Origin of the sequence: Paenibacillus sp. 2TAF8 (assembly GCF_052114825.1) — a bacterium.
Classification (GTDB): domain Bacteria; phylum Bacillota; class Bacilli; order Paenibacillales; family Paenibacillaceae; genus Paenibacillus.
Genome location: NZ_JBFRFN010000027.1, coordinates 18,932 through 33,841, shown reverse-complemented (window position 1 = coordinate 33,841; position 14,910 = coordinate 18,932). Strand labels below are relative to the sequence as shown.

At 47.0% G+C, this 14,910-nt stretch carries 14 protein-coding genes; all 14 read left to right on the top strand.

The window, feature by feature from the left end; genetic code table 11:
- The first annotated feature begins 127 nt into the window (after window positions 1-127).
- Complete coding sequence (gene mazG / locus AB4Z30_RS26070; protein ID WP_441930344.1) at window positions 128-1,621, top strand: nucleoside triphosphate pyrophosphohydrolase; 1,494 nt, start codon at window positions 128-130, stop codon at window positions 1,619-1,621.
- A gap of 304 nt (window positions 1,622-1,925) precedes the next feature.
- Entirely contained in the window at window positions 1,926-2,198 is a 273-nt protein-coding gene (locus tag AB4Z30_RS26065; protein ID WP_090924617.1) for an HU family DNA-binding protein, read from the top strand.
- Window positions 2,198-2,476 (top strand): RNA-binding S4 domain-containing protein, encoded by a 279-nt coding sequence (locus AB4Z30_RS26060; RefSeq protein ID WP_090924618.1) that lies wholly within the window; start codon window positions 2,198-2,200, stop codon window positions 2,474-2,476. Before AB4Z30_RS26065 ends, AB4Z30_RS26060 begins: the two co-directional genes overlap by 1 nt.
- A gap of 180 nt (window positions 2,477-2,656) precedes the next feature.
- Window positions 2,657-2,941 carry a sporulation protein YabP gene (yabP, locus tag AB4Z30_RS26055; protein WP_441930342.1) on the top strand — a complete coding sequence of 95 codons (285 nt, stop codon included), beginning with the start codon at window positions 2,657-2,659 and terminating at the stop codon, window positions 2,939-2,941.
- Complete coding sequence (yabQ, locus tag AB4Z30_RS26050; RefSeq protein ID WP_441930341.1) at window positions 2,938-3,531, top strand: spore cortex biosynthesis protein YabQ; 594 nt, start codon at window positions 2,938-2,940, stop codon at window positions 3,529-3,531. The genes yabP and yabQ overlap by 4 nt, the downstream gene beginning before the upstream one ends.
- On the top strand, window positions 3,524-3,859 hold the full coding sequence (locus AB4Z30_RS26045) for an FtsB family cell division protein (RefSeq protein ID WP_441930340.1): 336 nt from the start codon (window positions 3,524-3,526) through the stop codon (window positions 3,857-3,859). Before yabQ ends, AB4Z30_RS26045 begins: the two co-directional genes overlap by 8 nt.
- Before the next feature lie 198 nt (window positions 3,860-4,057).
- Window positions 4,058-4,585, top strand: a complete 528-nt coding sequence (locus tag AB4Z30_RS26040; protein WP_090924622.1) for a S1 domain-containing RNA-binding protein — start codon at window positions 4,058-4,060, stop codon at window positions 4,583-4,585.
- 501 nt (window positions 4,586-5,086) lie between these two features.
- Window positions 5,087-7,594, top strand: a complete 2,508-nt coding sequence (gene spoIIE, locus AB4Z30_RS26035; RefSeq protein WP_441930339.1) for a stage II sporulation protein E — start codon at window positions 5,087-5,089, stop codon at window positions 7,592-7,594.
- 152 nt (window positions 7,595-7,746) lie between these two features.
- Window positions 7,747-8,499 (top strand): VWA domain-containing protein, encoded by a 753-nt coding sequence (locus tag AB4Z30_RS26030; RefSeq protein ID WP_441930338.1) that lies wholly within the window; start codon window positions 7,747-7,749, stop codon window positions 8,497-8,499.
- Window positions 8,483-9,430, top strand: a complete 948-nt coding sequence (locus AB4Z30_RS26025; RefSeq protein ID WP_441930337.1) for a protein kinase domain-containing protein — start codon at window positions 8,483-8,485, stop codon at window positions 9,428-9,430. The genes AB4Z30_RS26030 and AB4Z30_RS26025 overlap by 17 nt, the downstream gene beginning before the upstream one ends.
- A 50-nt stretch (window positions 9,431-9,480) precedes the next feature.
- Complete coding sequence (gene tilS / locus AB4Z30_RS26020) at window positions 9,481-10,920, top strand: tRNA lysidine(34) synthetase TilS (protein WP_441930336.1); 1,440 nt, start codon at window positions 9,481-9,483, stop codon at window positions 10,918-10,920.
- A gap of 52 nt (window positions 10,921-10,972) precedes the next feature.
- On the top strand, window positions 10,973-11,512 hold the full coding sequence (gene hpt, locus AB4Z30_RS26015; RefSeq protein ID WP_441930335.1) for a hypoxanthine phosphoribosyltransferase: 540 nt from the start codon (window positions 10,973-10,975) through the stop codon (window positions 11,510-11,512).
- Between the two features lie 100 nt (window positions 11,513-11,612).
- Window positions 11,613-13,658 (top strand): ATP-dependent zinc metalloprotease FtsH, encoded by a 2,046-nt coding sequence (ftsH, locus tag AB4Z30_RS26010; protein WP_441930333.1) that lies wholly within the window; start codon window positions 11,613-11,615, stop codon window positions 13,656-13,658.
- A 298-nt stretch (window positions 13,659-13,956) separates the two neighbouring features.
- Window positions 13,957-14,895 (top strand): quinolinate synthase NadA, encoded by a 939-nt coding sequence (gene nadA / locus AB4Z30_RS26005; RefSeq protein WP_441930332.1) that lies wholly within the window; start codon window positions 13,957-13,959, stop codon window positions 14,893-14,895.
- The last annotated feature ends 15 nt before the right edge of the window (window positions 14,896-14,910 follow it).

Genomic DNA, 14,910 nt, shown 5'->3' with positions numbered 1-14,910 from the left:
TGGTATAATACGTTTAATTATTGAGTGCCATCCTGTTCAGCCGAGATGTTTGAAATGCTTATGGAGACGGATATGCCATGCAGGCAACCCGGAAAAGCAGGATGGTTCGGATGGAGGTTTTAGCGCAATGAGTGCAGCTTTGACAGTAGTAGGTTTAGGATCTGGAGATGCAGATCAACTGACATTAGGTATTATTAAAAAAATGAAACATGCGGCTACTCTGTATGTACGCACACTGGATCATCCGGTAATGAATGATTTGCAGAAAGAGGGACTGGAGATGACGTCGTTTGACGCCATCTATGAATCAAAATCCTCCTTCCCGGAGGTTTACGATGAGATTGCGAACCAATTGATCGAGGCTGCTCGGAGCGGGGACACAGGTACCGAGATTGTATATGCCGTACCGGGCCATCCAATGGTAGCTGAAGCCAGTGTAAGATTACTGAAGGAACGCTGTCCGCAGCAGGGGATCTCGTTACGTGTTATGGGTGGAGAGAGTTTCTTGGATGAAGCCTTTATCCGGCTCGGTTTTGATCCCATTGAAGGTTTTCAGCTGCTGGATGCCAGCAGTCTGAATCCCGAACTGGTACAGCCTCAGTTACATACGTTGATTGGGCAAGTTTACGATGGTTTTACGGCTTCGGATGTGAAGCTGTGCCTGATGGAAGTTTATCCAGATGATTATCCGGTGTTTGTGGGCCATGCACTTGGTGTGCAAGGTCAGGAAGTCATCCACAAGGTACCGCTGCATGAGCTGGATCGGACTCCTGGTTATGGCAATCTGTCACTGATCTATGTGCCGAAAAATACAGATGATGCTTTGCGCCGCCGCTCTTTCGCGCGTTTGCACGAGATCGTGAATATTCTTCGCAGTCCGGGCGGCTGCCCATGGGATCAGGAGCAAACACATCAGTCGATTCGTAAAAACCTGATTGAAGAGACATACGAAGTTATTGAAACCATCGATGAGGATGACCCGGATCATATGAAAGAAGAACTGGGTGATTTGCTGCTGCAGATTATGTTGCACTCTCAGATGGAAGAAGAGATCGGCACATTCAACGTTTATGACGTCATTGAGGGATTGAATGACAAGTTGATCTTTCGTCATCCGCACGTATTTGGTGACAATCAGGCTGAAGACGCGAATGAAGCCCTACAAAACTGGGAACAGATGAAGGCAGAGGAGAAAAAACGCAAAGGTCAGAATGCGGAAAAGACTTCTGTATTGGACGGTGTGCCACGCGACTTGCCTGCATTGATGAAAGGATATAAACTCCAGAAGAAAGCAGCCAAAGTCGGCTTTGACTGGGATAATGTGGAGGGTGTGTTTGCCAAGATTGAAGAAGAACTGGCCGAACTAAGAGAAGCAGTGCAGCAAGGACATGATGCGGAAGCACGCAAGCTGGAGCTGGGTGATGTTTTGTTTGCCACGGCGAATGTAGCACGTTTTATTGATACAGATCCGGAGGAAGCTCTTGCTGCTACAAACCGCAAGTTTGTCGCGAGATTTCAGTATATTGAGGATCGGTTACGTGAGCAGGGTAAGACACCTGCAGACAGTACGGTAGAAGAGATGGAGCAATTCTGGCAACAGGCGAAGAAAGCTGGGCTTTAATTTGTTCCAATTGTAAAAATATCCAAATACCATATTCCATCAGACTGGGCAGTGTGTTATGATGATACGAACATGTGTTCAACCTCATTTTAAGTCTGGTGTTTAATGAGACATCGTTTCGGGTACTGGACTTAGACGATTCTCTGCGATAAAGCGACAAAAGCTAAAAAAAGTCGTAGGTCAAGGCAGGAATTTAACATGCAAGCCAGAATACATGTGTAGTAACGGTGCGAGATATGACTTGGTTAAGGTAAGGCTACCAAGGCTCGCAGATACTTTTTCTTTAATTTGGGAGGCTTTTAACATGAACAAAACAGACCTGATCAACAACATTTCAAACAAAAGCGGTTTGACAAAGAAAGATGTCGAGTCCGTATTGAATGGCTTTTTAGGAGAAATTACAGATGCACTTGCTAGCGGAGACAAAGTACAATTGATCGGCTTTGGCACTTTTGAGACCCGCAAACGTTCCGGTCGTACGGGACGCAACCCGCAAACAGGGAATGAGATCGTGATTCCTGAGTCCACTGTTCCTGCATTCAAAGCAGGTAACAAACTTAAAGAAGCTGTAAAATAATGCGTCTTGATAAATTCCTGAAGGTATCTCGGCTGATCAAACGCCGTACGGTAGCCAAGGACGTATCCGAACAGGGACGTGTCTTGGTCAACGGACGGGAAGCTAAGCCCAGCGCTGCTGTTAAAGTAGGCGATGAGCTGACGGTTCAGTTTGGTCAAAAGCTTGTTACCGTGAAGGTGGAGCGTCTTGCCGAGAGCACCAAGAAGGATGAGGCGAGCAGCCTCTATACCTTGGTTAAGGAAGAGCCGATCGCCAAGGATAATGGAATGGACTGGTAACAGGACTTCCATATAAATGTTTAATTTTGTTTATATCGCTTGAATGAAGCGTCCTCCCGGTAACGGGGGGGCGTTTTTTATGTTGCGTGCCAAAGGGAATTGAAAGGATCAGTGAGTCGGCAGTTCTAATCCGAGTTTCTCATCCATATGCTAGGTACTAAAGAAGGAGGGGTACATGCCATGGTTGAGCACGGAAAGGCCAAACAGCACCATCTGAACATGCAAAATCGGAAACTGCTGGATCTGACAGGGGTCTCGAATGTAGAGAGTTTTGACAGTGAGGAGTTTCTGCTTCAGACCGAACTTGGGCATCTGACGATCCGGGGGCACAATTTACATATCAAAAACCTGAGCCTGGAGGAAGGTCTCTTATCTATTGAGGGTACGGTTAGTTCGCTTCAGTATCTCGATCCCGGTTCCCAGTCCAAAAATAGTAAAGGCTTGTTTGGCAAGATGTTCCGATGATTCTGGATACGCAGTGGCTCACACTGGCCTGGATGGTGTTATCGGGAGTCGTGATGGGTGTGGCTTACGACAGTTACCGGGTACTGTCTGGGCAGTTGCGATTTCCGAGATGGAGCATCCATACACTGGATTTGTTGTATTGGATCTCCTCCGCACTGTTCGTTTTTCGGATGCTGTATGCCGGAAACCACGGACAGTTGCGGTTTTATGTCTTTTTGGGGCTGATTATCGGAGTTTGTTTCTATTTTTGGCTTTTAAGTGTTACAACCCAGCGTTTTGTGGTAATGTTAATTAAACTCGCAAGAACACTCATCCAGTGGTGTGGACATGTCCTTAACATCCTGATTGTTGTGCCAGCGAAGGGAATATACAGATTGGTTCGCGTGTTAGTCGGTTTCTTCATCGCGATCCTGCTATTTCTGGGCAGGCTGGTGCTGCAATGTTTAATCCCTTTCGGCAAGCTTTTCCGCTGGATGTTTAGGCCGCTCCTGAGATATTGGGTAACGCCTCGATGGATGATCCAAGCGGGTACAAGAATTGCAGCGATATGGAAACGCTGGTTTCAAGGAGGTCGTCCGGGGAATGAGTAGAACACCTGTGGGTAGCAAGAAGAGCCCCGCTAATCAGGGAAAGTCTGCTGGTGTACGAAGGCGTCTGATGCTTTGGTTGACATTTGTAACTGTATTTGCGATCTGGGCAGGGTACACTTTTCTGGTACAGAATGCGCAAATTTCGGACAAGAGTGCTTATTTGGCCACGCAGCAAATTTCGCAGCAGGATACGCAGAAAAAGCTCGAGCAGCTGAAGTATGAGGTCAGCCGGTTGAAAGACCCTGAATACATAGGACAGCTGGCACGAAAAAAAGGATACTATCTTCCTGAAGAAACACCAATTCAGGTTGAAGAACCAGGGAACTAATGGAATCCAGCCTTTTGCTTAGCAAGGTTAGTTTTCCATGAGTCTTATGCGCGTAAACCGGAAAAAATAGGCTCTACAATAGGTTAGTGCTCAGTTGACCTTGGTTTATGGCATAAGGTATAATTACAAGTAGCGCAGCATGATTTTGGCATTCAAAAAATCGGGTTGTATATTTTTAAGGGAGGATCATTTTATTCTATGGCAATTGAAGTGGGCACCAAGTTAGAGGGCAAGGTGACAGGAATCACGCATTTTGGAGCATTTGTGGATCTGTCAGGAGGTGTCACGGGTCTCGTTCACATCTCGGAAATCGCCGACAATTACGTCAAAGATGTCAACGACCACCTGAAGCTGAATGACCAAGTTACAGTAAAGGTTATCAACGTTGACAAAGACGGCAAGATCGGACTTTCCATCAAACAGGCTGTTGACAAACCGGTAGAGCAACAAACCCAATCCAGACCCCCGAGAGCTCCTAGACCGGAACGCAGTGGAGGAGATCGCGAACGATTCAGCGGCGGAGGCCCAAGTGGTGGCCAAGGTCGTGGTGGTGGCGGCGGTGGATTTAACCGTGACCGCGGAGGCCGTTCTTTCAAGCCCGCAGCAGGCAAACCTTCATTTGAGGATAAAATGTCACGCTTCCTGAAAGATAGCGAAGAACGGATCTCTTCGCTCAAGAAGAATACAGAGGGCAAACGCGGTGGCCGTGGCGCCAAGCGTGTATAATCTGTTTCAACCTGATATGAATATATAAGTAAAACCGTTAGCCAACTGGCTAACGGTTTTTTTGTGCATTCTTTCTATAATTCATTGAACATTTCGTATTTTCGACGAAACATTGGAGAGGAATTGATTTTTAGGTAAGGCACGACACGATCCTTTCACGATTTGCAACGTCCAACGGAAGGATAAGAACATTTGTCGTCTTCCATTTTTTACCGACAGGTTTCCGTGGCATTCCCCAGTTATTCTGCTCAGATCATGGCGACACCCTATAACTTCTCGTTCAAAATCAGACATGCTACCATTTTTCAGTGTGCTCGAAAATCCTGAAAACTACAATAAGGCCGAGGGTTTCACACCATCGCGCCGCAGCAGTTTCTTTTGTCGTAAACTTTTTGCAACTCGTCCAGCTAATCTGACAAACTATGTCTTCTAATCTATCTATAATCAGAACCATCGAGAATGAAACACGAAATCAAATTATTCGAATGGGGTGCCTTGAGCATGATGGAGAAGTGGAATGTCATTCAATTTCCGGGGATGAAAGCAGGCAAAGGAGGTGCAGCAGCTCGGGAGGAGCTGTCGGCACGTCTGAAACAGTGGCTCGGTTCCCGCAAGGCTGTCCAGGCTGTGGCATCGCGCAAGTGGGTATTGCTGCTTACTTTTATGGGATTCTTACTGGGAAAGGCAATGATTCTGAATGAGTTGTCTCCTTTTGCCATTGCATACTTTGCCGTCATTGCTTTTATGCGCAGGGATTACATCGTCCCGGTAGGTGCGGCGCTTATTGCGGGAAGCTTGTTTGCTCCGTTTCCGGTTTCACTGATCGTAGCCTCCGAAATCGCTATCTTCTATCTTTTGTTCCGAGGGCTGGAGTCTTATGACCGTGCTGAATTATCTTATGCACCAACGATGGTATTTACGACAACTTTTATGGTGAAATTGTTCACCGTTGTGATCGGGCCTTCGTTCAGTTGGTATGCCATGATGATGCTGACGATGGATTCAGTGCTAAGTTTCGTACTGACACTGGTGTTCATTCAGGCTATTCCCATTTTTACGTATCGCAAAAAAAAGTTCAGCCTCAAGAACGAAGAGATTCTGTGCCTGATTATTCTGCTGGCATCTGTAATGACCGGGGCGGTGGGATGGACGATTCAGTCTCTTTCTGTGGAGCATATGCTTTCTCGTTATCTTATTCTGATCTTTGCGCTAGTGGGCGGAGCCCCCCTGGGGGCATCGGTTGGTGTGATCACAGGGCTGATTCTAAGTCTGGCCGACATGTCAGCGGTATATCAGATGAGTTTGCTTGCTTTTGCCGGGATGTTAGCAGGTATGCTTCGTGAGGGGAAACGTGTTGGTGTTGCACTGGGAATGTTGCTGGGTTCATCTATTCTATCCATTTATCTGGGCGGCCCGGGTGACGTGATGAATTCCTTGTGGGAGACGTGTGCAGCCATTGTGCTGTTTATGTTAACACCCAAGAGTATGCTTACGGCGATCTCCAAATACGTACCGGGCACACAGGATCATACTAAATCCCAGCATGAGTACGCAAAACGTATTCGAGATATTACCGCGGAACGGGTTACACGCTTCTCGCAGGTTTTCCGCCAGTTATCCCGAAGCTTTGACCAGATGTCCGGTACGGGGGAGCCGGTACATAAAGAGGGCGGAATGGATCATTTCATGAACGCGGTTGCGGAGGGAACGTGCGCAGGCTGCTTCAAACGTGCGCAATGCTGGGATGCAAAGTTTATTCAAACGTACAGTTACATGACGGACGTGATGAGTTCCATTGAGTCAAACCCGGAGATGACTGGCAAACAAATACCGGTGGAATGGAACAGAGTGTGTGCCAAGCCGGAGGAGGTATTTGAAGTGATGCGTGCCCAATATGGTCTGCATCAGCATAATATGCAATGGAAACGCCAGATTATGGATAGCAGACATCTGGTTGCTGAGCAATTGTCCGGAGTATCCCAGGTGATGGAGGACCTGGCCAAAGAAATTCAACGCGAAAGTGAGGAGATGGTACAGCAGGAGGAACAAATCCGAGATGCACTGGAGTCACTTGGACTGTCCATCCATTCCATTGAGATTATTAATCTGGAAGCAGGCAATGTAGAAATCGAGATCGTACATGCATATACCAGAGGGTTCGATGAATGCCGTAAAATGATCGCTCCGCTCATCTCTAACGTACTGGACGAGCATATTGCTGTTTTGCATGAGACGATGACCGACCCTAGGCAGGGATTGGCAACCGTGACCTTTGGTTCAGCAAAGACATTTGAGGTCACAACAGGTGTAGCTGCTGCTGCCAAGGGAGGAGATGTGATGTCAGGAGACAGTTTCAGCACGGTGGAATTAGGCAATGGTACCTTTGCTGTTGCGCTTAGTGACGGGATGGGAAACGGAGAACGGGCTCGTATGGAGAGTAGCGCCGCACTGAATATTTTGGAGCAACTGCTTCAATCAGGGATGGATGAGAAACTAGCGATCAAATCAGTCAATTCTGTACTGATGCTGCGTTCTCCAGAGGAAATGTACGCTACAGTGGATATGGCACTAATTGATGAATATACAGCAGAGACAACCTTTATGAAAATTGGCTCGACACCAAGTTTTATTAAACGTGGACAGGAGGTTATCCAGGTCTCGGCGAGTAATCTGCCGATTGGCATCATTAAAGATATTGAGGTGGATTTGGTAACACTTCAGTTACAGCCGGGTGATATTTTGATCATGATGACAGATGGTATATATGATGCTCCAGGATATGCGGTGAATAAGGAGTTATGGATGAAACGCCTTATCCAGGAGATCCATACGGATGATCCGCAGGAACTGGCAGACTGCCTGCTCGAAAGTGTGATTCGCTACCAGCAACAAGAGATTTTGGATGACATGACTGTGGTAGTTGGAAAAGTTGAGCATTATCGCCCTGAATGGGCTACCTTACGTGTGCCGGGTATTAATCGTATGGAGCGTCCTCGTACCGTAAGTTAAGTGGCCTGATGCATATGCTTATGATCAGGAATTTGATCCATAGCATAGTCTAATTCGTTCATAATTCAATCCACTCGAATCCGTTTGAACTCTCTTCAATCTGGCAATGCTATTCATAGAGTTGGAGAGTGCGAAAAACGGAGGGATAGCGGATGAAACAAATATTGTTGATCACCGACGGTTGTTCCAATGTGGGGGTAAGCCCAGTACTGGCAGCAGCTGAGGCGCGCGAAGAGGGTATTACAGTCAATGTCGTAGGCGTAATTGATTATGGTACGATTGGTGAGCTAGGTAGCCGGGAAATTGAGGATATTGCGAGTGCGGGCGGAGGAATCAGTCAGATTGTTGGCACAAGACAGCTTGCTCATACGATGCAGATGATGACAAGAAAGACAGTGGTTCAGACCATCCAACAGGCGGTTAATAGAGAGTTGACACAAATTCTGGGAGAGAAGGGTGCCAAAACGGTAACTGATTTGGAGCCTTCCCAGCGCTCGCAGGTCGTGGAAGTGATCGATAACTTGACGGAGAATGCTGCTCTGCAAGTCACGCTTCTGATTGATGTCAGTGCAAGTATGAAACCGAAGCTGGCAGCAGTAGAAGAAGGTATTCGAGATTTGATGTTAAGCTTGCAGGCAAGAGTAGGCAAGAGCAGGCTATCTGTATTTCATTTTCCAGGGCGCCACAGCGGAGAGGATGCGGTAATGGACATTGACTGGACCGATGACCCGGGGCGTGTTCGCTCCCTGTTCGGACGGTTGCAGACAAAGGGGGCAACGCCGACAGGTCCTGCAATTCAGAAGGTGATTGATTTTTACCGTTATGGTACACTGGAGAAACAGCAGGAAATAGAAGGGAACTATCGCATTGAAAGAGAAGGGATGCTCGGTGACAACGTTGTCTGATGCCTCTTTCCCGCCAGGAACCGTGATTACGGGGAAATGGAATCGAAGTCGGTATACGATTCGAAAATTGCTGGGCAGAGGCGCCAATGGGGTTGTTTTCCTTGTCCAGCGCGGGGAGAATGGCAAACATTATGCGCTTAAGATGGGATTTGATCCGATTGATTTGCAATCAGAGATCAATGTTCTCAAATCGTTTCAGTTACAGCGTAATCATGAAGCCCTTCGGCAGAGCGGCATTCCTTCCTATCTTAAAGATGTGGACGATTATGCCGTTCGGGGACGGGATATCCCTTTTTACGTGATGCGCTACGTTCGGGGTGAGGCTCTTCATCATTTCATTCGCCGTCAGGGAACGGACTGGACACTGCTGGTCGGATTAAGACTGCTGCAGAGACTCGCTCAATTACACCAGGCAGGCTGGGTATTTGGTGATCTCAAACCTCAGAATGTACTCGTGTCTGATTATGGACATGTCGAACTGATTGATTATGGTGGAGTTACGTCCATTGGACGCAGTGTCAAACAGTTCACGGAATGGTATGACCGGGGATTTTGGAATGCAGGCAGCCGAACTGCAGATTCTACATATGATGTGTTCGCTTACGCGCTGCTGATGATTCATATTTTGGAAGCAGACGCACTGAAGTCTTTGGCTGCAGACGGACTTCCGCAATTGCGGAATGTGAATCAACTCGTGCTGTTGGTGGAAAAAAGCGAGCGGTTATCCCCTTTTCGTGGGTGGATCATTGAGGCGCTTCAGGGACGTTTCAAGAATGCGGACCATGCTGCAAAATCGTGGAAGGAATTGATGGCACGTCCTACAAAGGTGGGCCGCCGTTCCAGAAGAAGCACACCACGATGGCTAAAAAATGCATTTGCTTTATCGGTCATTTTACTTATCGGTGTACTTATCTATGCACTACGTTTTTGATCTTCGATCTTGAGGGTGCATATACATAACGCAAGGAATGAGGAACAGGTATGGAAGCTTTACGCTGGGACACACTGGTGAATAACGTACTGGATGCAGCGGAAGAGCATCAGTTATGGGTTCCCGGAGACCGGATTATCGTCGCTGTATCGGGCGGGCCGGATTCGGTAGCTTTTTTGCATATTATGCATCAGATCAGCAAGCAGCATGTACCGCTTGAATTGATCTGTGCCCATGTGCATCATGGATTTCGGGCTGAGTCGGATGAAGAAGCCCGTCAGATGATGGATTTGGCACGTCAGCTTGATCTTGCATTTGAATGGGTAAAAGCTGATATACCTTCCTATATGAAGCTGACTGGCCAGGGTCCACAGGAGGCAGCACGTAACCGGCGTTATGCCTTTTTGCATGAAGTCGCTGATAAATATGGGGCAGCAAGCATTGCTTTGGCACATCATGCCGATGATCAGGCCGAGACAATCCTGCTCCATTTGTTACGAGGCAGCGGGCTTTCGGGGCTGGCAGGTATGAAGTTCAAACGTCATGAAAAAAATGTGGAACTTATCCGTCCATGCCTTCGTATAAACAAGACAGACCTTGTAGAAGCTTGTAATACAAAGGGTTTTACTTATTTTCATGATGAGAGCAATGACCAACGCAAATATCGGCGTAATGCGATTCGTTTGGATGTGCTTCCTTTTTTGGGGCAATATAATGGACAACTCACGCCGTCACTGAATCGACTTGCCGAAATTGTGGGTGACGAAGACGATTTCATGGAGCAGAGTACTCATGACACATACAGGTGTCTAGTGCAGGTGAACGGCGGAAGGCAAACCTTTGAGGTGCCTTCCTTCTTGAAGTTACATGTCGCTTTACAACGAAGGTTGATTAAACTAATATTGAATTATCTGCCTTTGGACAGTGATTTTGTCGACTTTACCCGTATCGAATCTATTCGTCGCAAGGTCATGGAGACCGAAGTGACGACCTGGAGCCTTGATATTGGACAAACACTCGTATGTACCCGAGAGTATGGTCTGATCTCTTTTGGCAAACAGACAGGTGCACAGGGTCAATCTTACGAGTATCGTCTTGCACAATGGAGCGGAACTTATGAGCTTTCACTCACCGAAATTGACCGATATATTCGGTTAGTGCCGATGAGTCCCGAGAACTATCATGTACCGGAATCGGCGGATCAAGCCGCGTTTGATGCGGATGGGCTTCAGATGCCGCTGGTTGTACGTTCACGGTTACCTGGAGATACCATGAAAGTAATGGGATTAAACGGAAGCAAAAAGGTGAAAAATATTTTCATCGACGAGAAAATTCCCCCCTCTATCAGACACCGTATTCCTGTGGTGTGTGATGGAGCAGGTAATGTCATCTGGTTACCGGGTGTTCGCCGGTCCGATGTAGCCCCTGTCAGGGAGAGTACTTCCGCAATCCTGTACATGACTGTAGGCGATTCAGCGATTCAGGGGTAGTGGTTATGGTTCAGGTAAGGCTTTCATAGTATAACTTAGGAGGTTCGCACAGTTGCAGAACGACATTCAGGAAGTATTGATCAGTGAAGAAGAAATTCAGAGTAAAGTTAAGGAATTAGGCGCAACACTAAGTGCCGATTATGCTGACCGGAATCCTTTGGTCATTTGCGTGCTCAAAGGTGCGTTTATATTCATGGCTGATTTGGTTAAAAACATAACGGTACCGGTTGAGATGGATTTTATGGCCGTATCCAGCTATGGTGCGTCTACCAAGTCATCCGGTGTTGTCAAAATCATCAAGGATCTGGATGTTTCTGTTGAAGGACGTGAAGTTCTGATTGTCGAAGATATTATCGACAGTGGACTTACCCTCAGCTATTTGATTGAACTTTTGGAAAACCGCGGTGCTGAAACGGTACGTGTGGTTACGCTGTTCGATAAACCATCTGGCCGTAAAGTGGAATTGGAAGCCCATTACACTGGCTTTGATATCCCTGATGCATTTATCGTGGGATACGGTTTGGATTATGCGGAACAATACCGGAATCTGCCTTATATCGGGATTCTGAAACCGGAAATCTACACGAACTGATATCCTGCAAGGCCCAAGCCTTGAGCTGTTCTTGGCTTCTATTGAGAAGCCATGTCGGGCTATGTTAAAATAATTAAAGTGTCTCGAGAGGAGGTAGGGGATGAATCGGTTCATCCGGAATTCTGGTTTTTATTTGATTCTTTTTTTAGTTGTGGTGGGTTTAGTTAGATTTATCACAGATGGAAACGATGTTATAGAAAACCCTAGATATGATCAGTTTCGTGCTGAGGTTAAAGCCAATAATATCGCCGAAGTGACTGTTCAATTCAACGGTCAGACATATCTCGTGACCGGCCGATACAAACAGGCACCTGATGGGGCCAAATCAGAAAATTTCTCAACGTATATTCCTCCTACGGATGAGGCAATTACCGAACTTGTAGCTGCAAGTGAAGCTAACAAATTTGAATATCACCAGGAACCAATGAAAGGTGACAGCATCTGGTTGACACTGCTGACCTCCTTTATTCCTTTGATCATTATGTTCCTGCTGTTCTTCTTCCTGTTCAATCAGGCTCAAGGCGGCGGCGGTAAAGTAATGAACTTTGGTAAAAGCCGTGCTCGTCTCTACAATGAGGAGAAGAAGCGGGTTACATTTGAAGATGTTGCGGGTGCGGACGAGGAGAAACAAGAGCTTGTTGAAGTCGTAGACTTCCTCAAGGACCCTCGGAAATTCGCAGCGGTTGGTGCACGTATTCCGAAGGGCGTATTGCTTGTAGGTCCTCCGGGTACAGGTAAAACATTGCTCGCTCGTGCCGTAGCCGGTGAAGCGGGAGTACCATTCTTCAGCATTTCAGGTTCTGACTTCGTCGAAATGTTTGTCGGTGTCGGTGCGTCACGTGTCCGTGACCTGTTCGAAAATGCGAAGAAAAATGCACCATGTATCATCTTTATTGACGAGATTGATGCAGTGGGACGTCAGCGTGGTGCTGGTCTGGGCGGCGGTCACGATGAACGTGAACAAACCCTCAACCAATTGCTCGTTGAAATGGACGGATTCGGTGCGAACGAAGGTATTATCATCGTTGCTGCAACAAACCGTGCAGATATTCTCGATCCTGCGTTGTTGCGTCCAGGTCGTTTTGACCGTCAAATTACAGTGGATCGTCCAGACGTTAGGGGTCGTGAAGCTGTTCTGAAAGTACACTCTCGTAATAAACCACTCACGAAAGATGTGAAACTGGACATTATTGCGAAGCGTACAACAGGTTTTTCTGGTGCAGACTTGGAGAACTTACTGAACGAAGCGGCATTGCTTGCAGCACGTCGTAACAGAAAAGATATTTCCATGCGCGAAGTGGATGAGGCGATCGACCGTGTTATCGTGGGTACGGAGAAGAAAAGCCGTGTCATCAGTGATCGCGAGAAACGTATCGTCGCTTATCACGAAGCAGGCCATACCATTGTAGGATACTTCCTGGAACATGCTGATATGGTACATAAAGTGACCATCATTCCGCGCGGACGTGCGGGTGGATATGTAATCATGTTGCCAAAAGAAGATCGTATGCTCGTTACCAAACAGGAACTGCTGGATAAAGTAACTGGACTCCTTGGTGGTCGTGTGGCGGAGGAATTGTTCATCGGTGAGATTGGTACCGGTGCATATAGTGACTTCCAGCAAGCGACAGGTATCGTGCGCAGCATGGTTATGGAATACGGTATGAGTGAAAAACTGGGTCCAATGCAGTTCGGAAGTTCGCAAGGGCAGGTATTCCTTGGACGGGATATCGGTCACGAACAGAACTACTCGGATTCGATTGCATATGAGATTGACCAAGAGATGCAGCGTTTTATTAACGACTGCTATGAGAAATGTAAAGCTCTCCTTACTAAACATACGAGAGAGATGCATCTGATTGCTGAAACACTGCTTGAGGTGGAGACGTTGGAAATGGATCAGATCAAGCAATTGATCGAAACAGGTTCCTTGACACCAAAAGTAGATGGCGATGACAATTCGGGAGAAGGTACGCCAAATGAAGGCGGTGAGCCAATCATTGATAACATCGGCGATGTTCGCGTACGCATTCAGGGCAAAGATGAAACATCTGAGCCACCGGTTGGAGATATCCCGAATGAAGCTCCTGACCTGGATAAGGGCAGCAATGATCCGAATGATGGTGGCACGAAGCCAACATCATAATATGTAACATGTCTGGTATTGCTACCGGATTGAAAAGAGAGCCCTTGTGGCTCTCTTTTTTTTGCAACAATTATTCATTTAGAGGAGGAACAGATAATCACGAGCTAGATGGCGAATCAGACAGTATAAGGGGGATAAGGGCAGATATCCTGCCTTTTTTCATTTATTGACAGAGTCGTGAACGTTGTGTACATTAGTTGTTAAACCGCTTGTGATTCGTTTCACCAGCGAACATAACGACTTAGGTTAACCCTATGAAACAGCGCCAGGCGCTGTCCCGATAAGGAGAGGATCACAAGTGGAAGCTCTGGCTTTAGAGCGCAAGGCTGAGATGAATCGTGAGCTGCGTGAGCGGCTGATGGAACTCAAGAAGGAACGCAATGCTATTATTTTGGCTCATTACTATCAACGTGACGAGGTACAGGAAGTCGCAGATTTCCGTGGGGACTCTTTCCTGCTGGCCCAGAAAGCAGCGCAGACAGATGCGGATGTTATCGTATTCTGTGGTGTTCATTTTATGGGTGAAAGCGCTAAAATTTTGGCTCCGAACAAAACGGTGCTGATTCCTGATGAACGTGCAGGATGCCCGATGGCCGATATGGTGAACGTGGACGGATTACGTAAACTCAAGGCACAGCATCCAAATGCCAAAGTCGTAACATACATTAATTCCTCGGCTGAGATCAAAGCAGAAACAGATATTTGCTGTACCTCTGCTAACGCTGTTCGTGTAATCCAGTCTGTAGACTCTGAGGAGATCATTTGGGTACCGGATAAAAACCTGGGGCATTATGTGCAGCAGCATACAGACAAAAAGATGATTATCTGGGAAGGTTACTGTAACACGCATGATATGCTGACCGTCAAAGATGTCGTTGAAATGAAGGCTAAATATCCGAATGCTGAGTTTGTTGTACACCCGGAGTGTCGTCCTGAGGTTGTGGAAATGGGTGACTTTGTAGGTAGCACGACAGCCATTCTGGAGTATTGCAAGAAATCAACAACCAAGCAATTCATTGTAGGTACTGAAGATGGCACAGGATATCAGCTTCGTCTCGACAGCCCGGACAAAGAATTCCATTTTGCAACCAAATTCCTCGTATGTCCTAACATGAAGGTCAACAACCTGAAGAAGCTGGTCAAATGTCTGGAAACGATGAAACCGCAGATTTATGTCCCACCGGCTGTTGCTGATAAAGCCAGAGAATCACTAGAGCGCATGTTACTGGTGAAGTAATATGCGTTACTCTTG

Excerpts from the sequence above, each read along its gene's own strand:
- ftsH (WP_441930333.1), top strand. The coding sequence starts at position 11,613 with ATGAATCGGTTCATCCGGAATTCTGGTTTTTATTTGATTCTTTTTTTA.
- AB4Z30_RS26045 (WP_441930340.1), top strand. The coding sequence starts at position 3,524 with ATGAGTAGAACACCTGTGGGTAGCAAGAAGAGCCCCGCTAATCAGGGA.
- AB4Z30_RS26065 (WP_090924617.1), top strand. The coding sequence starts at position 1,926 with ATGAACAAAACAGACCTGATCAACAACATTTCAAACAAAAGCGGTTTG.
- yabQ (WP_441930341.1), top strand. The coding sequence starts at position 2,938 with ATGATTCTGGATACGCAGTGGCTCACACTGGCCTGGATGGTGTTATCG.
- AB4Z30_RS26030 (WP_441930338.1), top strand. The coding sequence starts at position 7,747 with ATGAAACAAATATTGTTGATCACCGACGGTTGTTCCAATGTGGGGGTA.
- yabP (WP_441930342.1), top strand. The coding sequence starts at position 2,657 with ATGGTTGAGCACGGAAAGGCCAAACAGCACCATCTGAACATGCAAAAT.
- AB4Z30_RS26060 (WP_090924618.1), top strand. The coding sequence starts at position 2,198 with ATGCGTCTTGATAAATTCCTGAAGGTATCTCGGCTGATCAAACGCCGT.
- spoIIE (WP_441930339.1), top strand. The coding sequence starts at position 5,087 with ATGATGGAGAAGTGGAATGTCATTCAATTTCCGGGGATGAAAGCAGGC.
- mazG (WP_441930344.1), top strand. The coding sequence starts at position 128 with ATGAGTGCAGCTTTGACAGTAGTAGGTTTAGGATCTGGAGATGCAGAT.
- AB4Z30_RS26040 (WP_090924622.1), top strand. The coding sequence starts at position 4,058 with ATGGCAATTGAAGTGGGCACCAAGTTAGAGGGCAAGGTGACAGGAATC.
- tilS (WP_441930336.1), top strand. The coding sequence starts at position 9,481 with ATGGAAGCTTTACGCTGGGACACACTGGTGAATAACGTACTGGATGCA.